Consider the following 23,102-nt stretch of genomic DNA (forward strand, 5'->3'; position numbering starts at 1 on the left):
CGACTGACTTCGATTATCGCACGGTCTCCCAGCAGACCGCCGAACCGGCGTGCCAGAATCGTGGGCATGCCCGACTCCCCCCGCGCGGCACGGCCGGTCGCGCTCGCCGTCTTCCTCGTCGTCGCCGGAGCCCTCGGGCTCCTCGCCGCCTTCGAGCTCTCGCTCGAGAAGGTGCTCACGCTGCTCGATCCGAGCCACGTTCCGAACTGCAACGTCGGCGTCCTCGTGGGCTGCAGCACCAACCTCGCCTCGTGGCAGGGCAGCGTGTTCGGCTTCCCCAACCCGTTCATCGGGCTGATGGCATGGCCCGTCGTGATCACGATCGGGATGGCACTGCTCGCCGGGGCGAGCTTCTCGCGCTGGTTCTGGATCGGCCTCGACGTCGGCGTCACCGGCGCGGTGGTCTTCGTCGGCTGGCTGATCTACCAGAGCATCTACGTGCTCGACGTGCTCTGCCCCTGGTGCATGCTCACCTGGGCCGTGACGATCCCGACCTTCTGGGCCGTCACCTTCCGGAACCTCCGCGAGGGCGTGTACTCCGGTGCCGCCGGCGCGCGCCGCGTCGGCGCGGTCGGCATGAGCTGGATCGTGGTGATCACGGCGGCCACCTACGCGATCGTTATCATCCTCGCGCAGGCGCAGATGAACGCCATCCCCCGGGTGATCCTCGACCTGCAGGGCCTCTTCTAGCGAGCCGGATCGTCGTGCTGCGGCCGCAGCGGCACCGGGCGCGACGACCGCGGGGCCGCGGCATCCGCTCAGCGGATGCCGCGGCCCCGCGTCGCACGTCGGCTCAGGCGAACCAGAGGGCGAGCTCGCGCTCGGCCGACTCGACCGAGTCGGAGCCGTGCACCAGGTTCTGCTGGACCTTCAGCCCCCAATCGCGACCGAAGTCGCCGCGGATCGTGCCCGGCAGCGCCGTCGTCGGGTCGGTCGCGCCCGCGAGCACCCGGAAGCCCTCGATCACGCGGTTGCCGGCGACGCGCATGACGACGACCGGACCGGACTCCATGAACTCGAGCAGCGGCTCGTAGAACGGCTTGCCCTCGTGCTCGGCGTAGTGCTCGGCGAGGAGGTCGCGCGTCGGCTGGATCATGCGGATGTCGACGAGCGAGTAGCCCTTGGCCTCGATGCGGCGGAGGATCTCGCCGGTGAGGTTGCGCGCGACGCCGTCGGGCTTGACGAGGACGAGGGTCTCTTCGATGGCGGTGGTCATGCGGGTTCCTTTCCTGGGTCCTGCTCCGCGGCGGCGTGGGCCGCGCGGGCACGGTCGATGCGCGCACCGACGATCATGCAGTAGGCCCACATGCCGCCGAACAGCGCGCCGACGATGAACATCGCCGGGTTGAGCAGCCCCGACGCGACGAGCAGCACCTGCAGGGCCCAGCCCAGCACGTACGCCCATTCGAACCGGAGCAACGGGATCGTGATCGCGAGGCCGACGATGAGGATGCCGCCGGCGGCCAGCGGCGCCCACGAGGGCAGGCCGAACGCGCCGCCGTCCTCGCGCGACAGCCCCCAGATCACGAGGGCCGCGAGGAACACGACGACGACCTCGAACGTGAGGACGATCGAGCCGAGGCTCTCGCGGGTGGACCGGGGTCGCCGGGCCGGGCGCGCGGGCGCGGCATCCGCCGACCCGTCGCCTCCGGCACCGTCGTCGGCCGGGTCCGCCGGACGGGGGTCCTCGGCCGGCGGGGGCGTCTCGGCGCTCATCGGCCGCTCCACTCGCGGTCCTCGGCGATCGCGAGCACGTCGGCGACGAGGGTGATCGAGCCCGTCACGAGGACGCCGCGCCGCTCGCCGCGTCCGGCCCAGTCGCGCGCCTCGTCGAGCGCGTCGTCGAGCCGCTCGGCGACGGTGACGCGCTCCGGTGCGATGACCGCGGCCACGCGGGCCGCCAGCCGGTCCGCGGGGATGGCGCGGTCGGACTCGGACGCCGTGACCACGAACGTGGCGCCCGTGGGCTCGAGCGCCTGCACGATGCCCTCGACGTCCTTGTCGGCGAGCACGCCGAGCACGATGACGAGCTCGTCGAAGTCGAAGTACTCCTCGAGGGACTGCACGAGGGCCGCGGCGCCGTGCGGGTTGTGCGCGGCGTCGACGAGCACGGTCGGTTCGGTCGAGACCAGCTGGAGCCGACCGGGCGAGGTGACCTCGGCGAAGCCGACCTCGAGCACCTCGTCGGCGAGCCGGACCTCGCGGCCGAGGAACGCCTCGACGGCCGCGACCGCGACCGCCGCGTTCTCGGCCTGGTGCCGTCCGTACAGCGGCAGCGCGAGATCGCGGTACTCCCCCGCAAGCCCTCGGATCGAGACCAGCTGGCCGCCGACGGCGACCCGTGAGTCGAGCACGGCGAAGGCGCCGCCCTCGACCGCCAGCGTCGCGCCGGTGCGCTCGGCCGCGTCGCTCAAGACCTGCAGCGCCTCGGGCGGTTGGAAGGCGGTGACGACCTCGGCGCCGGGCTTCACGATGCCCGACTTCGTCCGGGCGATCTCCTCGACGGTGCGCCCGAGCCGCTCCTGGTGGTCGATCGCGATCGGGGTCACCACGGCGACCTGGCCGTCGGCGACGTTCGTTGAGTCCCACTCGCCGCCCATGCCGACCTCGAGCACCACGACGTCGACCGGTGCGTCCGCGAACGCGGCGAAGGCGAGCACGGTGAGCGCCTCGAAGAACGTGAGCGGAGCCTCGCCCCGCGCCACGAGCTCGGCGTCGACGAGTTCGATGATCGGCGTGATCTCGTCCCAGATGCGCGCGACCGCCTCGTCGGCGATGGGCGCGCCGTCGATCCGGACCCGCTCGGTGAAGCGCGCGAGGTGCGGGCTCGTGAGCAGGCCGGTCCGCAGGCCCTGGGCCCGCAGGATGGACTCGATCATGCGGCTCGTCGAGGTCTTGCCGTTCGTGCCGGTGAGGTGGATGACGGGCGCCGCGCGATGCGGGTCCCCGAGCAGTTCGACGGCGCGCCGGGTCGCGTCGAGCCGCGGCTGCGGCGCGGCCTCGCCGATGCGCGCGAGCAGGTCGGCGTAGACGGCGTCGGCCGCGTCGCGTTCCTCGGGCGTGGACTCGATCGTCATGCCTTCTCGACTCCGATCTGCACGCGGGTCCCGCCCGCGAGCGGCTTCGTGGCGTCGGCGTCCGCCGCGTCGAGCTCCCGCACGTCGAGCTCGACTGCCAGCGTCTCGCCCGTGATCAGCTCGCGGTGCGCGACCGCCGCCTCGCGGCTCGGCGCGTCGAGGGCGAGCGAGAGCCGGATGCGGTCGCCGACCTCGAGGCCCGCCGCCTTGCGCGACTCCTGCACGGCGCGCACGATGTCGCGCGCCATGCCCTCCGCCTCGAGTTCGGGCGTCGTCGCGATCTCGAGCAGGGCGAATCCGCCGTCGGCGAGCAGCCCGAGCGCCGACCCGTCGGCGTCGGCCCCGCCGGCCTCGAGCACGAGGTCGTACTCCCCCGGCTCGAGCGCGATCCCGCCGGCCACGACGATGTCGCCGTCGACCGACCAGTCGCCCGATCGAGCGCCCCCGATGGCCTGCTGCACCTGCTTGCCGAGTCGCGGACCGGCGGCGCGGGCGTTGACCGTCAGCCGCTTCGTCACGCCGTAGGCGGCGGCGCTCGAGTCGTCGAGCTGGACGAGCTCGACCCGCTTGACGTTGAGCTCGTCGCGCAGGATCGCCTCGAACGGCGCGAGGGCCGCCGCATCCGCCGTCACGACCGTGAGCGACGCGAGCGGCAGGCGCACGCGGCGGCCCGACTGCTTGCGCAGGGCGAGCACCGCTCCCGTCACCTCGCGCACGGCGTCCATCGCCGCCACCAGCTCCGGGTCGGCCGGGAACTGGTCCGCGTCGGGCCAGTCGGCCAGGTGCACGCTGCGTCCGCCCGTGAGCCCGCGCCAGACCTTCTCGGTCACGAGCGGGAGCAGCGGGGCGGCGAGCCGCGTGAGCGTCTCGAGCACGGTGAAGAGCGTGTCGAACGCCTCGGCGCCCGTGCCGTCCTCGGCGACGCCCTCCCAGAACCGGTCGCGCGAGCGGCGCACGTACCAGTTCGTCAGCACGTCGCCGAAGTCGCGCAGCTTCTGCGCCGCCAGCGGCGAGTCGAAGTCCTCGAGGTCGGCCGTCACGGCCTCGACGAGGTCGCGCAGCTTCGCCAGCAGGTAGCGGTCGAGCACGTCGGCCGAGTCGGTGCGACGGGATGCCTGGTAGCCGCCCTCGCGCGCCGTGTTGGCGTAGAGCGAGAAGAAGTACCAGGTGCTCCAGAGCGGGAGCATGAGCTGGCGCACGCCCTCGCGGATGCCCTCCTCGGTCACGACCAGGTTGCCGCCGCGCAGCACCGAGCTCGACATCAGGAACCAGCGCATCGCGTCGGAGCCGTCGCGGTCGAACACCTCGTTCACGTCGGGGTAGTTGCGCAGCGACTTCGACATCTTCTGGCCGTCGTTGCCGAGCACGATGCCGTGGCTGACCACGTTCTGGAAAGCCGGGCGGTCGAACAGCGCGGTCGAGAGCACGTGCAGCGTGTAGAACCAGCCGCGCGTCTGCCCGATGTACTCGACGATGAAGTCGGCCGGGCTGTGCGTGTCGAACCACTCGCGGTTCTCGAACGGGTAGTGCACCTGCGCGAACGGCATCGACCCGGAGTCGAACCACACGTCGAGCACGTCGGGGATGCGCCGCATCGTGCTGCGGCCCGTCGGGTCGTCGGGGTTCGGGCGCGTGAGCTCGTCGATGAACGGGCGGTGCAGGTCGGGCTGGCCGTGCTGGTTCAACGGGAGCCGGCCGAAGTCGCGCTCGAGCTCCTCGAGCGAGCCGTACACATCGATGCGCGGGTACGCGGGGTCGTCGCTCTTCCACACCGGGATCGGCGAGCCCCAGTAGCGGTTGCGGCTGATCGACCAGTCGCGCGCCCCCGACAGCCACTTGCCGAACTGGCCGTCCTTGACGTTCGCGGGCACCCACTCGATCTGCTGGTTGAGCTCCTCCATGCGGTCGCGGAACTCCGGCACGCGGACGAACCAGCTCGAGACGGCCCGGTAGATCAGCGGGTTCCGGCACCGCCAGCAGTGCGGGTACGAGTGCTCGTAGCTGGCCTGCCGGAGGAGCCGCCCCTCGGCCTTGAGCAGCTGCGTGAGCGGCTTGTTCGCGTCGCTCCAGAGGAGCCCCGCGACATCCGTCACGTCGGGCAGGAACTTGCCGCCGTCGTCGAGCGAGAGCACGACCGGGATCCCGGCCGCCTCGCACGCCTTCTGGTCCTCCTCGCCGTAGGCGGGCGCCTGGTGCACGATGCCCGTGCCGTCCTCGGTCGTGACGTAGTCGGCGACGAGGATCGTCCACGCGTTCTCGAGGCCCCAGCGCTCGACGTCGGCGTAGTAGTCGAACAGGCGGTCGTAGGTCACCCCCTCGAGTTCGGCGCCGCGCACGGTCCGGCTGACGGCCGCACGCGCGTCGTCGGCGGACTCGTAGCCGAGCTCCTTGGCGTAGTTGCCGACGAGGTCGCGGGCGATGAGGTACTCGGCGCCGAGGACCTCGGTGTCGGATGCCGCGCCGGCGCGCTCGCGGAGCACCGTCGCGTCGGGCGTGCCGTTCGGGCCGGCCGGCACGACGGCGTACTCGATGTCGGGCCCGACCGCCAGGGCGAAGTTCGTCGGCAGCGTCCACGGCGTCGTCGTCCACGCGAGCGCCCGCACGGCCGTGAGGCCGAGCGACTCGGCCTTCGCGCCCGTGAGCGGGAACGTGACCGTGACGGTCTGGTCCTGCCGCATCTTGTAGACGTCGTCGTCCATGCGGAGCTCGTGGTTCGACAGCGGCGTCTGGTCGCGCCAGCAGTACGGCAGCACGCGGTGGCCCTCGTAGGCGAGGCCCTTGGCGTGCAGCTGCTGGAACGCCCAGATCACGGACTCCATGAAGGTGACGTCGAGCGTCTTGTAGTCGTTCTCGAAGTCGACCCAGCGGGCCTGCCGGGTGACGTACGCCTCCCACTCCTCGGTGTACCGGAGCACGGCGTCGCGGGCGGCCTGGTTGAAGGCCGCGATGCCCATGCGCTCGATCTCGCTCTTGTCGGTGATGCCGAGCTGTCGCTCCGCCTCGAGCTCGGCGGGCAGGCCGTGGGTGTCCCAGCCGAAGCGGCGGTGCACCTGCTTGCCGCGCATGGTCTGGAACCGCGGGAACAGGTCCTTCGCGTAGCCGGTGAGCAGGTGCCCGTAGTGCGGCAGGCCATTGGCGAACGGCGGGCCGTCGTAGAAGACCCACTCCTCCGCGCCCTCGCGCCGGTCGATCGAGGCCTGGAAGGTGCCGTCGGCCTTCCAGTGGGCGAGCACCTCCTGCTCGATCGCCGGGAAGGACGGCGACGGCGTGACGGACTGCTGCTCTGGGTCGTGGCCCTTGGGGTACAACGCTCGCTCCTGATCGGGGATCACCGGTCCACGAGGACGGCGGGTTCGTCGAACCCCTCCGCGGTACCACCCCGCTTGCCCCGGCGATGCCGGAGCCGCTCGTTCTTCAGCTGTGACGGGCTGGTCCCGTCCGGTTCTACTGACGGCCCGGATGCCTGCGCACCCGTTCCGCGTTCTTCCGGAGACTCCCCGGTGATGGCCGGATCGATGTCGTTGCCGACCATCGTACCGCGCGGCCCGGCCACGGCGCGCGGTACGGGCCGTCGAGGTTCAGCGCCACGCCTCGCGCACGAGCGCGAGCAGCGCCACCTCGTCGACGCCGTTGAGCCGCGCCTCGTCCACGAGGTCGTGGATGGCGCCTGCGAGGGCGGTGTGGTGCCCGAGGCGCTTGGCGACGGTCGCGCCGCGACCCGGGTGCAGTTCGATGAATCCCTCGTCGCGCAGCACCCGGTAGGCGCGCAACACGGTGTGCACGTTGACGTCGAGGCCCTCGGCGAGGTCGCGCGACGGTGGCAGGCGTTCGCCGAAGCCGATCCGGCCGTCCACGATCGCCGCACGCAGCGCGTCGGCGAGTCGCGCGAAGATCGGGCCGGGCGCCGTGGGGTCGAGGTGGATGCGCACGCCACGACCGTAGCGCGCACCGCGGGTCGATTCAACGTATTGCGCTAGTGCGAATAGCGCATTCGGCTTGTCCCGGCATCCGCCCGCTGTCAGGATGGCTCCCCGTGACCACCGAAGCCCCCTCCCCCGCTTCCCTTCCCGCCGCCTCATCGCCCGTGCGCCGTGTCGCCTGGGCGTCGATGGTGGGCACCTCGCTCGAGTCGTTCGACTTCTACGTCTTCGCCTACTTCAGCGCGTACTTCATCGGGCCGCTCTTCTTCGACCCGCTCGGCCGGTTCGGCGGCACGCTCGCCGCCTTCGCGACCATCGGCGTCGCGTTCGTCGTGCGCCCCCTCGGCGCCGCGATCTTCGGCCACATGGGCGATCGCCTCGGCCGCCGCGCGACCCTGCTGTGGACCGTCGCCATCATGGGCGTCGCCACGGGCCTCATCGGCCTGCTCCCGACGTACGCGCAGGCCGGCTGGCTCGGCGCGGTGCTCCTCGTGCTGCTCCGCATCGCCCAGGGCCTCTCGCTCGGCGGCGAGTGGGGCGGGTCGATCCTGCTCGCGACCGAGCACTCGAGCCCGGTCAAGCGCGCCTTCTACGCCGCCGTGCCGCAGCTCGGCTCGCCCGTCGGCTCGATCCTCTCCGCGGTCGTGTTCATCGTGATGACACTCGCCCTGCCGGCCGCGGAGCTGGCCGCGTGGGGCTGGCGCATCCCGTTCCTGCTCGCCATCCCGCTGCTGCTCGTGTCGCTGTACCTGCGACTGACGATCGACGAGACGCCCGTCTTCACGGCCGTCGTCTCGGAGCAGCGTCGCGACCGCGTTCCGTTCGCGACCATGTTCCGCGCCCAGCCCGTGGCGCTCGCCGTCGCCTTCGGCGCCGCACTGCTCGGTATCGGCTCCTACTCGCTGATGAACACCTACACGATCAACTACGGCGTCACCACGCTCGGCTTCAGCTTCCAGGACCTGCTCGTGGCGACGACGATCGGCGGGCTGCTGCAGCTGGTCACCATCCCGCTGTTCGGCTGGTGGGCGACGCGCGCCGGCTCCGCGCGCGTGGTCGCGTACGGCGCGCTCGGCACGCTGCTCATCACCTTCCCCATGTACTGGCTGCTGCAGTTCGCGAGCTTCCCGGTGCTGGTGGGCACGATGATCGTCGGCGGCATCCTGCCCACGATGGCGTGGGCCGCGCTCGGCGGGCTCATGAACGACCTCTTCGCCGACCACTACCGCTACTCGGCGCTGTCGGTGGCCTACGCGGTCGCCGCGGCCGTCAGCGGGTTCATCCCGCTCCTGACGACCCTCCTCGGTGAGGCGACCGGCTACGTCTGGTGGCACCCGGGCGTCGTGCTGGCGCTGCTCTCCGCGATCACGCTCGTCTCCGCGTGGGCGGCGGCGCGCATGCGGCACGCGCCGATCGCCGAGGACGGCCGGGAGGTCGCGCCCGCGACGGTGTGAGGCAGGGGCGGATGCCGCGGGGCGCCGGCCCCGCGGCATCCGTCGTCTCCGCTCCCGATGCGACCTCCGCGGTCGCGCCCGGTCAACGCGGACTTCGGCCGTGTCCGGTAGGCTTGACCGTCGCACATTCAGGCACCCCCATGGACTCGGTGCCGCACATACCGAACCGGAGCATCATGACCGACACCGCGCGCATCCCCGACAAGCCGGCACTCGAGGGCCTCGAATCCAAGTGGGGCGGTGTCTGGGAGACCGAGGGCACGTACCGGTTCGAGCGCGAGGGCGCGACCCGCGAGTGCATCTACTCGATCGACACGCCGCCGCCCACCGCATCCGGGTCGCTGCACATCGGGCACGTCTTCTCGTTCACGCACACCGACCTCGTCGCGCGCTTCCAGCGGATGCGCGGCAAGCACGTCTTCTACCCGATGGGCTGGGACGACAACGGCCTGCCGACCGAGCGCCGCGTGCAGAACTACTACGGGGTGCGCTGCGACCCTTCGCTGCCCTACGAACCCGACTTCGCGCCCCCGTTCCAGGGCGGCGAGGGCAAGAGCGTCAAGGCCGCCGACCAGAAGCCCATCAGCCGCCGCAACTTCATCGAGCTGTGCGAGCAGCTGACGGTCGAGGACGAGCAGCAGTTCGAGGCCCTCTTCCGCCAGCTCGGCCTCTCGGTCGACTGGACCCAGACGTACCGCACGATCGCCGACGAGGCGCTGTTCACCTCGCAGCTCGCGTTCCTCCGCAACGTGGAGCGCGGCGAGGCGTACCAGGCGCTCGCACCGACGCTCTGGGATGTGACCTTCCGCACGGCGGTCGCGCAGGCCGAGCTCGAGGACCGCGAGCAGCCCGGTCACTACCACCGGGTCGCGTTCGCGAAGCCGGACGGCGGCCACGTCGAGATCGAGACGAGCCGTCCCGAGCTCATCCCCGCCTGCGTCGCCCTCGTCGCGCATCCCGACGACGAGCGCTACCAGCCGCTCTTCGGCACGACCGTCACGACGCCCGTGTTCGGCGTCGAGGTGCCGGTCGTGGCGCACCACCTGGCCCAGAAGGACAAGGGCACCGGCATCGCGATGATCTGCACCTTCGGCGACGTGACCGACGTCGTCTGGTGGCGCGAGCTCGACCTCCCGAACCGGGCGATCATCGGCTTCGACGGCCGGATCGTCGCCGAGGCCCCCGACGCGATCACCTCGGAGGCCGGGCGCGAGGCGTACGCGAAGCTCGCCGGCAAGACCCCGTTCTCGGCCAAGCAGGCCGTGGTCGAGCTGCTCCGCGAGTCGGGCGACCTGCTCGCCGACCCCAAGGCCATCACGCACCCCGTCAAGTTCTTCGAGAAGGGCGAGCGCCCGCTCGAGATCGTGTCGACGCGGCAGTGGTACATCGTCAACGGCGCGCGCGACGCGGCGCTGAAGTCGAAGCTGCTCGACCGCGGTCGTGAGATCGACTGGCACCCCGACTTCATGCGCGTGCGGTACGAGAACTGGGTCGGCGGCCTGTCCGGCGACTGGCTCATCTCACGGCAGCGCTTCTTCGGCGTGCCGATCCCGGTCTGGTACCCGATCGACGCCGAGGGGAACCCGGTGTTCGACGAGCCGATCGTGGCCACCCGCGAGATGCTGCCGGTGGACCCGTCCTCGACGGCCGCCCCCGGCTACGAGGAGTCGCAGCGCGACCAGCCGAACGGCTTCGTCGGCGAGCACGACGTGATGGACACGTGGGCCACCTCCTCGCTGACCCCGCAGCTGGCGGCCGGCTGGGAGCGCGATCCCGAGCTCTTCGACCTGCTCTTCCCGTACTCGCTCCGTCCGCAGGGCCAGGACATCATCCGCACCTGGCTGTTCTCGACGGTGCTGCGCGCCGAGCTCGAGCACGACGTCGCCCCGTGGGCGAACGCCGCCGTGTCCGGCTTCATCGTCGACCCCGACCGCAAGAAGATGTCGAAGTCCAAGGGCAACGTCGTGACCCCGGCAGGCCTGCTGGAGCAGCACGGCGCCGACGCGGTGCGGTACTGGGCCGCGTCCTCGCGCCTCGGCACCGACGCGGCCTTCGACCCGCAGAGCCCGACGCAGGTCAAGATCGGCCGACGCCTCGCCATCAAGGTGCTGAACGCCGCGAAGTTCATCCTCGGCTTCGAGGGCGCAGCGGACGCCCCGGTGACGGTCGCCGTCGACCGGAGCATGCTCGCCGGGCTCGCGACGGTCGTCGAGCACGCCACGCGCGCGCTCGAGTCGTACGACCACGCGCGGGCGCTCGAGGTCTCCGAGACGTTCTTCTGGACGTTCTGCGACGACTACCTCGAGCTGGTCAAGGAGCGCGCCTACGGCGAGGCGAGCCCCGAGCAGGCCTCCGCGGTCGCCGCCCTGAAGACGGCGCTCAGCGTGCTCCTGCGCCTCTTCGCCCCGGTGATCCCGTACGCCGCCGAGGAGGCGTGGAGCTGGTCGAACGACGGCTCCGTGCACCGGGCAAGCTGGCCCGCGGTCGAGGAGCTCGCGGCGCGCGGCGACGCCGGCGTGGAGCTGCTCGAGCTCGCGAGCCTCGCGCTGACCGGCATCCGCCGCGCCAAGACCGACGCGAAGGCCTCGCAGAAGACGCCGGTTACCTCCGCGGTGATCGCCGCGCCCGCCGCGGCGACGGCCCTCCTCGCCTCGGCCGAGGGCGACCTGCGCGCGGTCGGCCGAATCGCCGACCTCGGATTCGCCGAGGCCGAGGAGCTCGCCGTCCGCGACATCGTGCTGGACACCCCGCAGGAGGAGGCCCGCGCATGACCGTGACCGTCCGGGAGGTCGCCGAGAACGACTTCTTCGGCTGGCTGCCGCTGTTCGACGCATACTGCGCGAGCCGCGGCCGTCAGCTGGACGACACCAAGGCACTGATCGTCTGGAGCTGGATCCAGGACCCGCGCAGCGCGCTGCGCGCCACGGTCGCCGCGGACGAGGCGGGCGACCTGGTCGGACTCGTGCACTACCACCCGGAGCCGCGCACGCTCGATGCGAGCATCGGCCTCGTCGTCGACGACCTGTTCGTCGCCGACGAGCACCGCCGCGGCGGCGTCGCCGCGGAACTGCTCGGACGCGTCCGGGCGATCGCCGGCGAGCTCCGCGCCACGCGGATCACCTGGGCGAACGACCCCGGCGACGCCGACGGCCTCCGCGTCTCGGAGGAGCTGGCTCGCCGCTCCCCCGCCATCGTCTTCGAAATGGACCTCTGATGCAGCTGGGTACGCGATGGGCCTTCGGCGACGAGCCGCCGCGATCCGTCCCGATGGAGCTCCGCCCCGGCATCCGGGCGGCGGAGGCCGACACGACCGATGGCGTCGGTCGCCACTGGACGCTGACCTGGCTCGAGGGCCGGCCCATCGCGGAGCTCGACGACGGGACGACGGTCACGCTCGAACGGCTCCCGGACGCGACGGACGAGGACGGCGCCGACGACGACTGGTGACCCGCCGGGCGCGTCGCGTCGCCCGCTCCGGGCGCGGAGCGGTCAGGCCCGGGCGACGACCTCGCCATGCGGCATGAGGAACCACCCGTCCGGATCGGCCGCCCAGCGGCGCCACGCGGCCGAGACGGCCTCGAGCTCGGCCCGGGACGAGTGCCCCGACTCGATCGCGTGCGCCGCGAAGGTGGACTCGAGCGCGCGCTCGGCCCAGTTCCCACCCCACCATTCGCGATCGTTGTCCGAGGCGAAGACCCAGACCGACCCCGTCGCCTGGAGGTCGCGGAACCCTGCCTCCCGGACCCACGACGTCAGGTGGCGGCCGGCGTTCCCGTCGCCGCCGTTCCAGCGCGTCACGGCCTCGTTGAGCTCGCGCCACCGCTCGAGCTCGGCCGACGCCGGACTCCAGATGACGCCGCCGTAGTCGACGTCGCGGACCGCCACCACGCCGCCCGGCCGCAGCACGCGGCGCGCCTCGCGAAGCGCGTCGACGGGTCGGGCGAGGTGCTGCAGGACCTGGTGGGCGTGGACCACGTCGAAGGAGTCGTCCTCGAAGGGCAGCGCGTACGCGTCGCCCGTGCGGAACTCCGCGTTCGGCACGCCCTCGCTCCGGGCGAGCCCGTTCGCACGTGCGACGACGTCCGCCGACGCGTCGACGCCGACCACCCGGCCCGGCCGCACGATGCGGGCGAGGTCGAGGCTGATCGTGCCCGGCCCGCTGCCGAGGTCGAGCACGGCGAGCCCCTCGCGGAGGTGCGGCACCAGGTAGGCCGCGGAGTTCGCGACCGTCCGCCACTCGTGCACGCGGAGCACGCTCTCGTGGTGTCCGTGGGTGTACGCGTCTCGGGGTGGAGCGGGTGTGCCGTGCATGCTCCGAGCCTATGCCCGGGCAGGCGACGAGGGAGGCCCCGGACGGGACCTCCCTCGCGCGATGTCGTGCGTCAGATCGCGAAGCCGAGCGCGCGCATCATGTCGCGCCCGTCGTCGGTGATCCGCTCCGGGCCCCACGGCGGCATCCACACCCAGTTGATGCGGAACCGCTCGACGGTGCCGTCCAGCGCCTCGGCGGTCTGCTCCTCGATGACGTCCGTCAACGGGCAGCCGGCGCTGGTCAGGGTCATGTTGACGACGAGCGCGTCGTGCTCGTCGTCCCAGTTCAGGTCGTAGATGAGCCCGAGGTCGACGATGTTGACGCCGAGCTCCGGGTCCACGACGTCCTTCAGCGCCTCGCTGATCTCGTCGTAGCGCTCGGGTGCGAGTGAGGTGACCATGTCGTCAGGATACGCCCGGTTACTGGGTCGCCGACTCGGCGACGTGGTAGCGGTCGTAGCCCTCCTCCTCGAGGCGGTCGGCCAGCTCGGGGCCGCCCTGCTCCGCGATCTTGCCCGCGACGAACACGTGCACGAAGTCTGGCTTGATGTAGCGGAGGATGCGCGTGTAGTGGGTGATCAGCAGGATGCCGAGCCCGGTGTTCTCGTGGGCGCGGTTGACGCCCTCCGAGACGACCTTGAGCGCGTCGACGTCGAGGCCCGAGTCGGTCTCGTCGAGCACCGCGAACTTCGGCTTGAGCAGCTCGAGCTGGAGGATCTCGTTGCGCTTCTTCTCGCCGCCCGAGAAGCCCTCGTTGACGTTGCGCTCGGCGAACGCGGCATCCATGCGGAGGTTCGCCATCGACTGGCGCACGTCCTTCAGCCAGCCGCGGATCGCCGGCGCCTCGCCGTCGATCGCGGTCTTCGCGGTCCGCAGGAAGTTGGTGACGGTGACGCCGGGGATCTCGACCGGGTACTGCATCGCGAGGAACATGCCGGCGCGGGCGCGCTCGTCGACGGACATCTCGAGGACGTCCTCGCCGTCGAGGAGGATCTCGCCCTCCACGACCGTGTACTTGGGGTGGCCGGCGATCGTGTAGGCGAGGGTGGACTTGCCGGAGCCGTTCGGGCCCATGATGGCGTGGATCTCGCCCTCGCGGATGGTCAGGTCGACGCCGCGGAGGATCTCGCGGGTGCCCTGGTCGGTCTCGACGTTGACGTGCAGGTTCTTGATCTCGAGCACGGACATGGTGATTCGGTGGTCTCTTTCGTTCGTGGCGGCCGCGCGGGCCGGATGTCGGTGAAGTCGGTGGTCAGACGGCGAGCTTCACCGTCGGGTCGATGAACACGCCCCCGTCGGTGATCTCGACCTGGTAGACGGGCACGGGCTCGTACGCGGGCAGCGTGAGCGGCTTGCCGGTGTGGAGCGAGAACTTGGAGCCGTGGGCCCAGCACTCGAGCGTGTCGTCCTCGACGAACCCCTCGGAGAGCGAGATGTCGCCGTGGGTGCAGGTGTCGCCGATGGCGAAGATGTCGCCGGCGGTGTCCTTCACGACGGCGATCGGGACGCCGTCGACGACGAACTTGCGGGCCTCGTTCTCGGCGAGGTCGTCGACCCCGCACACGCGCGTGGATGCCACGTCAGCTCCCCTGCAGTTCCGCTTCGAGCGCCAGGGTCAGGCGCTCCTCAAGCTCGGCGTCGCCGATCTGCTGCACGATCTCCGTGAGGAACCCGCGCACGACGAGGCGACGCGCCTCGTCCTCGGGGATGCCTCGGGCCTGGAGGTAGAACAGCTGCTCGTCGTCGAACCGGCCGGTCGCCGACGCGTGCCCGGCGCCCTCGATGTCGCCGGTCTCGATCTCGAGGTTCGGGACCGAGTCGGCACGCGTGCCGTCGGTGAGGACGAGGTTGCGGTTCTGCTCGTAGCTGTCGGTACCGGTCGCGGCATTGCCGATGAGCACGTCGCCGATCCACACGCTGCGCGCGCCCTCACCCTGCAGCGCGCCCTTGTAGGTCACGCGCGAGCGCGTGTGCGGGGCGTCGTGGTGGACGAAGACCTGCTGCTCGAGGTGCTGCCCCGCGTCGGAGAAGTACATGCCGAGCGCCTCGATGTCGCCGCCCTGCTCGGCGAGGTGGGTCGACGGGTTGACCCGCACGACCTTCCCGCCCAGCGAGACGACGATGTGCTTCAGCTTGGCGTCGCGCCCGATCCGGGCGAAGTGGCTCGCGAGGTGGACCGACTCGTCGGACCACTCCTGCAGCGAGACGACCGTGAGGTTCGCGCCCTCGCCGACGACGATCTCGACGTTCTCCGACAGGCGGGCATCGCCCGTGCCGCGGAGCACGACGAGCCCGCGGCTGTTCGGGGCGGCCTCGATCACGGTGTGCGCCGCACGCGGCGTCGCCCCGAGGCCCGAGCGGGTCACGGTGGCCGTCTTGGCCTCCTCGCCGGCGACCTCGATGAGGAGGGCCTTCTCGAAGCCCGACCAGGCATTCGCCGAGGCGCGCTCCTCGGGAATGCCGGCGCGCCCGATGCGGGCGTCGTCGCGCGGGATCCACGAGTGGGTCACGCCGTCGACCGGAGTCGACTCGACCTCGGCGCGCGAGCCGTCGAGCTCGCCGGAGGTGAGGTCGGCGAAGGCCGCGACCGGCGAGTACTTCCACTCGTGCTCACGGCCGGTGACGGCCTCGAACGCCGCGACATCCGTCGAGCGGAAGCGCTCGGAGCGCGTCTGGACCGGCACGACCGGCCCGTCGGAATGGGGGCGGAAGCCGTGCTGCTCCGCGGTGGGCATGGCGGTGCTCTGCATCGTCGTGCTCATCTGTCAGCCGACCGATCCTTCCATGCCCATCTCGATGAGCTTGTTGAGTTCCATCGCGTACTCCATGGGCAGCTCGCGGGCGATCGGCTCGATGAAGCCGCGCACGATCATCGCCATGGCCTCGTCCTCCGGCATGCCGCGCGACATGAGGTAGAACAGCTGCTCCTCGCTGACCTTCGAGACCGTGGCCTCGTGGCCGAGCTGGACGTCGTCGACGCGGATGTCGATCGCCGGGTAGGTGTCGGAACGCGAGATCGTATCGACGAGGAGGGCGTCGCAGCGCACGGTGTTCGCGGAGTGGTGCGCGTTGGCATCCACCCGCACCTCGCCGCGGTAGCCCGCCCGGCCGCCGCCGCGCGCGATCGACTTGGAGACGATCGACGACTGCGTGTACGGCGCCATGTGGATCATCTTCGCGCCGGCGTCCTGGTGCTGTCCCGGACCGGCGAAGGCGACCGACAGGGTCTCGCCCTTGGCGTGCTCGCCCATGAGGAAGATCGAGGGGTACTTCATCGTGACCTTGGAGCCGATGTTGCCGTCGACCCATTCCATGGTGGCGCCCTCGTGCGCCACCGCGCGCTTGGTGACGAGGTTGTAGACGTTGTTCGACCAGTTCTGGATCGTCGTGTAGCGCACGCGCGCGTTCTTCTTCACGATGATCTCGACGACGGCCGAGTGCAGCGAGTCGGACTTGTAGATCGGGGCGGTGCAGCCCTCGATGTAGTGGACGTAGCTGTCCTCGTCGGCGATGATCAGGGTCCGCTCGAACTGGCCCATGTTCTCGGTGTTGATCCGGAAGTAGGCCTGCAGCGGGATCTCGACGTGCACGCCCTTCGGGACGTAGACGAACGAGCCGCCCGACCAGACGGCGGTGTTCAGCGCGGCGAACTTGTTGTCGCCCGCGGGGATCACGGTGCCGAAGTACTCCTCGAAGAACTCGGGGTGCTCGCGCAGCGCGGTGTCGGTGTCGAGGAAGATGACGCCCTGCTCCTCGAGGTCCTCGCGGATCTGGTGGTAGACGACCTCGGACTCGTACTGGGCGGCGACGCCCGCGACGAGGCGCTGGCGCTCGGCCTCGGGGATGCCCAGGCGCTCGTACGTGTTGCGGATGTCCTCGGGGAGGTCCTCCCAGGTCTGGGCCTGCTTCTCGGTGGACCGGACGAAGTACTTGATGTTCTCGAAGTCGATCTCCGACAGGTCGGCGCCCCAGGACGGCATGGGCTTGCGGTCGAAGAGCTGCAGCCCGCGCATGCGTCGCTGCAGCATCCACTCGGGCTCGTCCTTCAGCCGTGAGATGTCGGCCACCACTTCGGGCGACAGGCCGCGGCGAGCGGATGCCCCGGCCACGTCGGAGTCGGACCAGCCGAACTCGTACGTGCCGAGCCCCTCCAACTCGGGGCGGTCGATGAGTACGTCCGTCATGCTCTCCCTCTTCTCCTCCCGCGTACCGGCTATCAGTCCGGCCCACCCCCGGCCTTCCGGTCGAGGTTCCGGTTCGGTCGTGGGGTGATGTGCGGGTGGCTTCGTCGCGAACCTACAATGGTGATGCTCCGCGCGCGAGAGCGCGCCGAGTCGCATCAACCAATCAAGTCTATAGGGTCGACCGGTTCCGAGGGCCCGACTCCCAGCGCCCTCCCACCGCGATCCGGATCAGGAAACACGAGCGTGAACCGCCTCATCGCGTGGCTGCCCGACCGCATCGACCGCCGCGTGCGCGTGGTCGCCTGGCTCTCCTTCCTCGCCCAGACCGTCATCATCGGCACGGGCGGCGCGGTGCGCCTGACCGGCTCGGGTCTCGGCTGCCCGACCTGGCCGCTCTGCACGCCCGAGTCGCTCGTGACGACGCCGGAGATGGGCATCCACGGCATGATCGAGTTCGGCAACCGACTGATGACCGGCGTCGTCGGGATCGTGGCCCTGCTCGTCATCGCCTCGATCTGGCGGCTCCGGAAGGAGCGGCGCGACCTCTGGACGCTCGGGCTGGTCGTGCTGCTCGGCATCATCGCGCAGGCGATCGTCGGCGGCATCACGGTCTGGACCGGCCTCAACCCGTTCATCGTCGGCTTCCACTACGTCGCCTCCCTCGTGCTCGTGTGCGTGACGGCCGCCTACCTCGTCCGCCTGGGCACCGCGACGGGCGCCCGCGTGCTCGCCGTCCCCCCGTGGTTCGCGATCCTCACGCACGTCACGACGGCGGTGCTCGCGATCTCGATCGCGTTCGGGGTGCTGACCACCGCGTCGGGCCCGCACTCCGGCGACGCCGACGCGGGTCGCACCGGCTTCAACGCCGAGCTCCTCGAGCACGTGCACGCGTGGCCGGGGTACGCGCTGTTCGCGCTCACGGTGGTGCTCGCCGTCGCCGCGTGGCGACTCCGGCTGCCGGTCGCGCGCTGGGTGCTCGCCCTGCTGGCGGTCGAGCTCGTCCAGATCGCGGTCGGGCTCTACCAGGCCCGGAACGGGCTGCCCCCGCTCGCGGTCGGCGTCCACATGGTCCTCGCGGCGCTGACGGCGGCGACGATGACGGTCGTGGTGCTGAGGCTCAAGCGCCCCGCGACGACGGATGCCGCGTCCGACGCGTCGGCCGTGGCGGCATCCGCTCGCTGAGCCGCCCGTCACCTCGCGGCGCCGCCGCCGTCCCGGTGGGCGCCATCCTCCGTGCCGTTGCCGTCGCCGTCGTGCTGGTCGAGCCGGTGCACCAGCCGGGCCAGTTCGACGCGGTTCGCCGAGCCGGTCTTGTCGAGCAGGTGCGAGACGTGCGTGGAGACCGTCTTCTCGCTGATGACGAGTGACCGGGCGATCTCCGAGTAGGTGCGCCCGACCGCGATGAGGGCGAGGACCTCGCGCTCCCGGTCGGTGAGGCCCGGCACGACCGGCGTCGGCTCCGGCATCGCCCGATCCGGTTCCTCGACGGGCACGCGCGCTCGCCGCGCGAGGTCGAGCAGCTCGCCCTCGACCGGCCGCGCGCGGAGACGCCGCGCGAGCGCGAGACCCGACCGCAGCATCTCGGCGCCGGCCGCCCGATCTCCACCCCGCCCGAGGAGCGCTTCGGCTGCTCGCCAGCGGGCGTACGCCTCCTCCCATGGAAGGCGCGCGCTCACGCACTGGGCCGCCGCGAGCGACCACGCATCGGCGGCACCGGGCTCCGCGCGGGCGCGGGCGCACTCCGCGGCGTACAGGCCGTCGAGCGCCGCGTCCTGCCGACGCACGAGCTCCGTCGCCGTGCCCACGTCCTCGATGATGTGCGGGAAGCGTTCCACCAGCGCATCCAGGCGGTCGAGGACCTCGTCGACGGGGTCGCCCGCGTCGCGCGCGGACTGCGCCTCGTCGGCGAGGGCGCGGGCGGCGAACGGCATGAGCCATTCGGCCATCGTCGGCGCCACCCCTCGTTCCACGGCGCCCTCGAGCGCGGCGTCGTACGCCCCGGCGGGGTCGCCCAGCGCGAGCCGGACCTCCGCGCGCACCGCGTCGTACTCGAGCGGCAGGAACGCCGACCCGTCGACGACGAGCTCCTCGACGCGCAGCAGGTGCGCCTCCGCCTCGCGCAGCTGCCCCTGGAGTGCGGCGAGCCGCGCCGCGGCCAGGCGGGCCTCGACGTCACCGAGCGGGCCGGGATCGGACCCGAGCGCGACGCGGAGCCGCTCGTCGGCCTCGCGCCATCCGCCACTGGCCAGGTGCGAGTTGGCCTCGGCGGCCGACAGCCACGCGACGTACGGATGCGGTCCACCGTTGGCCTCGAGTTCCTTCCTGCGGTCCCCGATCCGGGCGGCGTACTCCGCGCTCGCCCACGTCTCGATCGCGTTCGCCTCCCAGAGGGCGGCGTGGACGTACCCGAACCAGTCGCGCGCCTGCAGCGCAGGGGCCATCGCCTCGCGACCGAAGCCGGCGGCGGCGACGACGTCACCGGCGAGGGTCGCCGACATCGACGCCACGCTCAGCGCGAACGAGAGCGCCCTCGGATCGCCGGCGGAGCGCGCGCGAACCAAGGCCGTCGCCGCGCGAGCTCCCGCAGAGGTCGCGCCGTGCCAGAGCTCCGTCTGGGCCAGCTCCGCCGAGGCGAGCGCATACTCGGGGCTGGCGAGGTCGGCCGACGCGAGTCGCACCGCGTCCTCCATCTCCGGCACCTCCGCGAACGCCAGCCCTCGCATGAACCGGAGGTGCATCCGACGCACCAGGAGCGCCGCCGCCCGGAGCGGATCGGCTTCCCCATCGATGCGGTCGAGGAGCAGGTCCACCGCCTCGAGCTCCTCCGCGGTGGCACCGGCCACCTCGGCCGCGCGGATGAGTCGCCCGAGGAGTTCGTCCATCGACCGCTCGTCTCCGGGCAGCTGGGCGCGGAGGTCGACGCCGCGCCGGAGCAGCCGCAGTTCCTCCGCCGTGCCCGAAGCCGCTCGCGCGGCGCTCGCCGCGCGCAAGGCCCAGTCGAGAGCGGACCTCGCCTCCCCCGAGCGGTAGCGGTGGTCGGCGACCGCCACGGCCGTCGCCACGGAGGTTTCCGCGCCGCCCGCGGCCTCGATGGCGTCCGCGAAGCGGCGGTGCCACTCGCGCCGCTCGTCCGCGCCGAGCGTCGCCTCGAGCGCCTCGGCACCCAGCGGATGGTGGAACCAGAACCCGCCGTCGTCGAGCAGGTCGAGCGTTCCGGCGCCGACCGCCTCGAGCAGGAGCGATCGCGTCGCCGCGACATCCGCCTCGCCCGCCACCGCTGCGAGGTCGTCGGCCCGCATCGCCCGGCCGCCGACCGCGAGCACCGTCGCGAGCTGCCTGGTCGGCTCGGAGAGCCGGTACCAGGACTGCAGGACCGCCGACCTGAGGTCGGCCGGGAAGGACGCGGGCACGGCTCGCGCGCCCGGAGGCAGCCCGGTGACGAGCAGCCGCGTGAAGTAGGGGTTGCCCCGGCTGTGGGCCTGCACGTCGTCGATCAGCGACTGGTGCGGCGAGGTGCCGAGCACGGCCTGGAGTTGCGCGGCCGTGCCCGCGCGATCCAGCGGGCCGAGTTCGAGCTCGGTCGTCCGGGGAAGGCGGCGGACGTCCGCGAGCCAGCGCTGCAGCGGATGGCCGAGGCCGACCTCTCCGGCGCGCAGCGTGACGACGATCGCGAGGCGGCGCGCGGCCGGCCCGGCCACGGCGTACATGAGCGTGTCGAGCGTGCTGCGATCGGCCCACTGCACGTCGTCGACGACCAGCGTGAGCGCTCGCCGCTCGCACTGCTCGTCCAGCCAGGCATCGAAGCGCACGGCGAAGTCGCGCCCCTCCCCGTCGACCGCGGCGATCGGCGGCGCGACCAGCCGGGGGTTCGCGCGGAGCGCGGAGCGGATCGGCAGGAACGGGATCGACATCGAGGTGAGCGGCAGGCACGCGCCGAACAGGGCCTCGCCATCCGACTGCCGGAGCGCGCACGCCGCCGCGACGAGCGCGGTCTTGCCGGCGCCGGCATCCCCCGAGACGACAAGGGTCTGCGCCTCCTCGCCCCATGCCCGGTCGAGGAGTCCCCCCACGGTGTCGAGCTCCCGCTCGCGGCCGACCAACTGCGGCCCGGCGGTCGCGGCTGGCACGACCACCCGACCAGTCTGGCATCGACACGGCCGGGGATCAGGTCTTTCGTCATCCATCTCAGGACTGGGACCCGATCCGGGAGGGCCGACGGGAGCGCATGGTCGTGGGTGTCGACGATGTCGACGCCATCCCGGAAGGACACGATCATGCGCATCACCACCACCGCCATCACCACCTCGGCGCTGGTCGCCTCGGCGGCCGCGCTCCTCACGGCCATCGCCGCCGCCCCAGCGGTCGCCCGTCCCGAGCCCGGACCGGAACCGGCGCCGGCGGTCGTCGCCGTCGAGCGGGCGGACGCTCCGGTGTGCCTGCTCGAACGCATCGACGCCCAGTTCGTCCGGTGCGACGACCTCACCGGCGCGGGCGTCCCCGCCCCGTCCTGGATCCCGGAACAGGACTGACACCCCGACGCGGGCACGCTCGGAGGCCACGGGGTGGAGCCTCCGAGCGCGTTCGCGTCGGCGCGGCGCAGGTCGGCGCGGCAGGGATCGTCGTGTCGTGGGCGTCGCGCGGGCCGCGCTAACGTCGGCAGCGCGATCGACGACCGAACGGAGTTCCATGCTGCACCTGCACCACGTCCAGGTCGCCTGTCCCGTGGACGGCGAGGACGGCGCCCGCCGCTTCTACGGCGACGGTCTCGGTCTGGACGAAGTGCCGAAGCCCGCCGACCTCGCCGGGCGCGGCGGATGCTGGTTCCGGGCGTTCGACGTGGCCTCGGCTGTCACGGCCGAGGTCCACGTCGGCGTCGAGGAGCCGTTCGCGCCGGCCCGGAAGGCGCATCCGGCATTCGTCGTCGAATCGCCAGCCGAACTCGATCGGGTCGCCGAGCGCCTCGAGCGACTCGGCTTCGACGTGGACCGGACCGATCGGCACACGTTCGCCGGCCACCTCAGGTTCCGCACTCGGGACGCCGCGGGCAATCGCGTCGAGGTGCTCAGCCCGCTGCGGTGAGCGCGCCGTCCCGGACGCGGCCCGCCCGCCGGCGTGCACTCGGGCGGCGTGCTGCGACCCTAGAACGGCAGCAGCGGGTCGATGCCGACCGCGAGGAAGAGCAGCGAGAGGTACACGATCGAGCCGTGGAAGACGCGCATCGGCGAGACGTCCTCGCCGCGGATCGCGAGCGAGTAGAGCCGGTGGCACTCGCCGACGAACCAGGCGCCGGACACGATCGCGACGCTCGTGTAGAGCAGCCCCATGCCGGCCACCGGGATCAGCAGCAGCGACGCGGCGACGGTGGCCCACGCGTAGAGGATGACCTGGAGGCCGACCTGCGCGCGGCCGCGGACCACCGCGAGCATCGGCACCCCGGCCGCCGCGTAGTCGTCCTTGTACTTCATCGACAGCGGCCAGTAGTGCGGCGGCGTCCACAGGAAGATGATCAGGAAGAGGATGAACGGCGCCCAGCTGAGGCTCTCGGTCACGGCGGCCCAGCCGATGAGCACGGGCATGCAGCCGGCGACGCCGCCCCACACGATGTTCTGCGCGGTCCGGCGCTTGAGGATCAGGCTGTAGAAGACCACGTAGAGCAGGATCGCGCCGAGCGAGAGCAGCGCGGCGAGCCAGTTCGTGAACACCCAGAGCCAGGCGATGGATGCGGCGCCGAGGGCCCACGCGAACACCAGGGCCTCGCGATCGGTCAGCTCGCCGGTCACCAGCGGGCGCCCCTTCGTGCGCTTCATGACGCGATCGATGTCGCGATCGATGTAGCAGTTGAACGCGCCGGCGGAGCCCGCGCTCATGGCGCCGCCGATGAGCGTGGCGACGACGAGCCAGAGGCTCGGCAGCCCGTCGGCGGCGAGGACCATGGTCGGCGCCGTGACGACGAGCAGCAGCTCGATCACCCGTGGCTTGGTGAGGGCGACGTACGCGGCGACCTTCCGTCGCACGCTCGTCGTCCGTCGAGCTTCACGGATGGTCGGCGCGGCCTGCATTCTTTCCTCTTCCGGGCGCGCGCCGACGAAGCGGGGGCGCGCGCATCCGGAATGATTCTAGGGCATGGCGCCCCCACCGGACGGACGCGTCAAGCCC

The 23,102-nt window shown here is 71.8% G+C and carries 21 protein-coding genes; 8 read left to right on the top strand and 13 right to left on the bottom strand.

What is annotated here, in order from left to right:
* Positions 1 to 66 precede the first annotated feature (66 nt).
* Positions 67 to 690, top strand: a complete 624-nt coding sequence (locus ABD230_RS01700; RefSeq protein ID WP_344368999.1) for a vitamin K epoxide reductase family protein — start codon at positions 67 to 69, stop codon at positions 688 to 690.
* Between the two features lie 103 nt (positions 691 to 793).
* Here ABD230_RS01700 and ndk read toward each other — a convergent pair whose 3' ends face one another.
* From ndk to ABD230_RS01725, 5 genes are all read right to left on the bottom strand, one after another.
* A complete protein-coding gene (ndk, locus tag ABD230_RS01705) occupies positions 794 to 1,216 on the bottom strand; it encodes a nucleoside-diphosphate kinase (protein ID WP_344369000.1) in 423 nt (140 codons plus the stop codon).
* A complete protein-coding gene (locus tag ABD230_RS01710) occupies positions 1,213 to 1,716 on the bottom strand; it encodes a DUF4233 domain-containing protein (RefSeq protein WP_344369002.1) in 504 nt (167 codons plus the stop codon). Before ABD230_RS01710 ends, ndk begins: the two co-directional genes overlap by 4 nt.
* Positions 1,713 to 3,077 carry a bifunctional folylpolyglutamate synthase/dihydrofolate synthase gene (locus ABD230_RS01715; protein WP_344369004.1) on the bottom strand — a complete coding sequence of 455 codons (1,365 nt, stop codon included), beginning with the start codon at positions 3,075 to 3,077 and terminating at the stop codon, positions 1,713 to 1,715. The genes ABD230_RS01710 and ABD230_RS01715 overlap by 4 nt, the downstream gene beginning before the upstream one ends.
* Positions 3,074 to 6,385 carry an isoleucine--tRNA ligase gene (gene ileS, locus ABD230_RS01720; RefSeq protein ID WP_344369006.1) on the bottom strand — a complete coding sequence of 1,104 codons (3,312 nt, stop codon included), beginning with the start codon at positions 6,383 to 6,385 and terminating at the stop codon, positions 3,074 to 3,076. Before ileS ends, ABD230_RS01715 begins: the two co-directional genes overlap by 4 nt.
* Before the next feature lie 270 nt (positions 6,386 to 6,655).
* A complete protein-coding gene (locus ABD230_RS01725; protein ID WP_344369008.1) occupies positions 6,656 to 7,006 on the bottom strand; it encodes a GntR family transcriptional regulator in 351 nt (116 codons plus the stop codon).
* A gap of 104 nt (positions 7,007 to 7,110) precedes the next feature.
* Here ABD230_RS01725 and ABD230_RS01730 point away from each other — a divergent pair, with 104 nt between their 5' ends.
* From ABD230_RS01730 to ABD230_RS01745, 4 genes are all read left to right on the top strand, one after another.
* Positions 7,111 to 8,451: an MFS transporter gene (locus tag ABD230_RS01730; RefSeq protein ID WP_344369009.1), complete on the top strand. Its 1,341-nt coding sequence runs from the start codon at positions 7,111 to 7,113 to the stop codon at positions 8,449 to 8,451.
* Between the two features lie 176 nt (positions 8,452 to 8,627).
* Positions 8,628 to 11,222, top strand: coding sequence for a valine--tRNA ligase (gene valS / locus ABD230_RS01735; protein ID WP_344369010.1), 2,595 nt, complete (start codon positions 8,628 to 8,630; stop codon positions 11,220 to 11,222).
* Positions 11,219 to 11,665 (top strand): GNAT family N-acetyltransferase, encoded by a 447-nt coding sequence (locus ABD230_RS01740; RefSeq protein WP_344369011.1) that lies wholly within the window; start codon positions 11,219 to 11,221, stop codon positions 11,663 to 11,665. The genes valS and ABD230_RS01740 overlap by 4 nt, the downstream gene beginning before the upstream one ends.
* Entirely contained in the window at positions 11,665 to 11,898 is a 234-nt protein-coding gene (locus ABD230_RS01745) for a hypothetical protein (RefSeq protein ID WP_344369012.1), read from the top strand. The genes ABD230_RS01740 and ABD230_RS01745 overlap by 1 nt, the downstream gene beginning before the upstream one ends.
* A 42-nt stretch (positions 11,899 to 11,940) precedes the next feature.
* Here the strand turns inward: ABD230_RS01745 and ABD230_RS01750 are convergent, their stop codons facing one another.
* The 6 genes from ABD230_RS01750 to sufB form a co-directional block, all read right to left on the bottom strand.
* Positions 11,941 to 12,762: a methyltransferase domain-containing protein gene (locus tag ABD230_RS01750; protein ID WP_344369014.1), complete on the bottom strand. Its 822-nt coding sequence runs from the start codon at positions 12,760 to 12,762 to the stop codon at positions 11,941 to 11,943.
* A 71-nt stretch (positions 12,763 to 12,833) separates the two neighbouring features.
* Positions 12,834 to 13,163 carry a metal-sulfur cluster assembly factor gene (locus ABD230_RS01755; RefSeq protein ID WP_344369016.1) on the bottom strand — a complete coding sequence of 110 codons (330 nt, stop codon included), beginning with the start codon at positions 13,161 to 13,163 and terminating at the stop codon, positions 12,834 to 12,836.
* Between the two features lie 19 nt (positions 13,164 to 13,182).
* On the bottom strand, positions 13,183 to 13,950 hold the full coding sequence (gene sufC / locus ABD230_RS01760) for a Fe-S cluster assembly ATPase SufC (protein ID WP_344369018.1): 768 nt from the start codon (positions 13,948 to 13,950) through the stop codon (positions 13,183 to 13,185).
* A gap of 64 nt (positions 13,951 to 14,014) precedes the next feature.
* Complete coding sequence (locus tag ABD230_RS01765) at positions 14,015 to 14,341, bottom strand: non-heme iron oxygenase ferredoxin subunit (RefSeq protein WP_344369020.1); 327 nt, start codon at positions 14,339 to 14,341, stop codon at positions 14,015 to 14,017.
* A 1-nt stretch (position 14,342) separates the two neighbouring features.
* Positions 14,343 to 15,512, bottom strand: a complete 1,170-nt coding sequence (gene sufD, locus ABD230_RS01770) for a Fe-S cluster assembly protein SufD (protein ID WP_344369021.1) — start codon at positions 15,510 to 15,512, stop codon at positions 14,343 to 14,345.
* A gap of 15 nt (positions 15,513 to 15,527) precedes the next feature.
* Positions 15,528 to 16,946 carry a Fe-S cluster assembly protein SufB gene (gene sufB / locus ABD230_RS01775; RefSeq protein ID WP_344369022.1) on the bottom strand — a complete coding sequence of 473 codons (1,419 nt, stop codon included), beginning with the start codon at positions 16,944 to 16,946 and terminating at the stop codon, positions 15,528 to 15,530.
* Between the two features lie 243 nt (positions 16,947 to 17,189).
* On the opposite strand from sufB, the gene ABD230_RS01780 reads away from it, so the two are divergent.
* Positions 17,190 to 18,128: a COX15/CtaA family protein gene (locus ABD230_RS01780; protein WP_344369024.1), complete on the top strand. Its 939-nt coding sequence runs from the start codon at positions 17,190 to 17,192 to the stop codon at positions 18,126 to 18,128.
* 8 nt (positions 18,129 to 18,136) lie between these two features.
* Here the strand turns inward: ABD230_RS01780 and ABD230_RS01785 are convergent, their stop codons facing one another.
* A complete protein-coding gene (locus tag ABD230_RS01785) occupies positions 18,137 to 21,079 on the bottom strand; it encodes a helix-turn-helix transcriptional regulator (RefSeq protein ID WP_344369025.1) in 2,943 nt (980 codons plus the stop codon).
* Positions 21,080 to 21,220: 141 nt separating this feature from the next.
* On the opposite strand from ABD230_RS01785, the gene ABD230_RS01790 reads away from it, so the two are divergent.
* Together ABD230_RS01790 and ABD230_RS01795 are read left to right on the top strand one after the other, a co-directional pair.
* A complete protein-coding gene (locus ABD230_RS01790; RefSeq protein ID WP_344369026.1) occupies positions 21,221 to 21,475 on the top strand; it encodes a hypothetical protein in 255 nt (84 codons plus the stop codon).
* A 157-nt stretch (positions 21,476 to 21,632) separates the two neighbouring features.
* The gene (locus ABD230_RS01795) at positions 21,633 to 22,025 is read left to right on the top strand and encodes a VOC family protein (RefSeq protein WP_344369027.1); all 393 of its coding nucleotides are present in this window, start codon (positions 21,633 to 21,635) and stop codon (positions 22,023 to 22,025) included.
* Positions 22,026 to 22,084: 59 nt separating this feature from the next.
* On the opposite strand, the gene ABD230_RS01800 is transcribed toward ABD230_RS01795, so the two are convergent.
* Positions 22,085 to 23,005, bottom strand: a complete 921-nt coding sequence (locus tag ABD230_RS01800) for a heme o synthase (RefSeq protein WP_344369028.1) — start codon at positions 23,003 to 23,005, stop codon at positions 22,085 to 22,087.
* Positions 23,006 to 23,102 lie beyond the last annotated feature (97 nt).

The organism is Agromyces tropicus (genome assembly GCF_039531345.1).
Taxonomy (GTDB): domain Bacteria; phylum Actinomycetota; class Actinomycetes; order Actinomycetales; family Microbacteriaceae; genus Agromyces; species Agromyces tropicus.

Bases quoted from the DNA above. Each gene is read 5' to 3' on its own strand.
- ABD230_RS01700 (WP_344368999.1), top strand. From the start codon at position 67: ATGCCCGACTCCCCCCGCGCGGCACGGCCGGTCGCGCTCGCCGTCTTC.
- ndk (WP_344369000.1), bottom strand. From the start codon at position 1,216: ATGACCACCGCCATCGAAGAGACCCTCGTCCTCGTCAAGCCCGACGGC.
- ABD230_RS01710 (WP_344369002.1), bottom strand. From the start codon at position 1,716: ATGAGCGCCGAGACGCCCCCGCCGGCCGAGGACCCCCGTCCGGCGGAC.
- ABD230_RS01715 (WP_344369004.1), bottom strand. From the start codon at position 3,077: ATGACGATCGAGTCCACGCCCGAGGAACGCGACGCGGCCGACGCCGTC.
- valS (WP_344369010.1), top strand. From the start codon at position 8,628: ATGACCGACACCGCGCGCATCCCCGACAAGCCGGCACTCGAGGGCCTC.
- ABD230_RS01740 (WP_344369011.1), top strand. From the start codon at position 11,219: ATGACCGTGACCGTCCGGGAGGTCGCCGAGAACGACTTCTTCGGCTGG.
- ABD230_RS01745 (WP_344369012.1), top strand. From the start codon at position 11,665: ATGCAGCTGGGTACGCGATGGGCCTTCGGCGACGAGCCGCCGCGATCC.
- ABD230_RS01750 (WP_344369014.1), bottom strand. From the start codon at position 12,762: ATGCACGGCACACCCGCTCCACCCCGAGACGCGTACACCCACGGACAC.
- ABD230_RS01755 (WP_344369016.1), bottom strand. From the start codon at position 13,163: ATGGTCACCTCACTCGCACCCGAGCGCTACGACGAGATCAGCGAGGCG.
- sufC (WP_344369018.1), bottom strand. From the start codon at position 13,950: ATGTCCGTGCTCGAGATCAAGAACCTGCACGTCAACGTCGAGACCGAC.
- sufD (WP_344369021.1), bottom strand. From the start codon at position 15,512: ATGCAGAGCACCGCCATGCCCACCGCGGAGCAGCACGGCTTCCGCCCC.
- sufB (WP_344369022.1), bottom strand. From the start codon at position 16,946: ATGACGGACGTACTCATCGACCGCCCCGAGTTGGAGGGGCTCGGCACG.
- ABD230_RS01790 (WP_344369026.1), top strand. From the start codon at position 21,221: ATGCGCATCACCACCACCGCCATCACCACCTCGGCGCTGGTCGCCTCG.
- ABD230_RS01795 (WP_344369027.1), top strand. From the start codon at position 21,633: ATGCTGCACCTGCACCACGTCCAGGTCGCCTGTCCCGTGGACGGCGAG.
- ABD230_RS01800 (WP_344369028.1), bottom strand. From the start codon at position 23,005: ATGCAGGCCGCGCCGACCATCCGTGAAGCTCGACGGACGACGAGCGTG.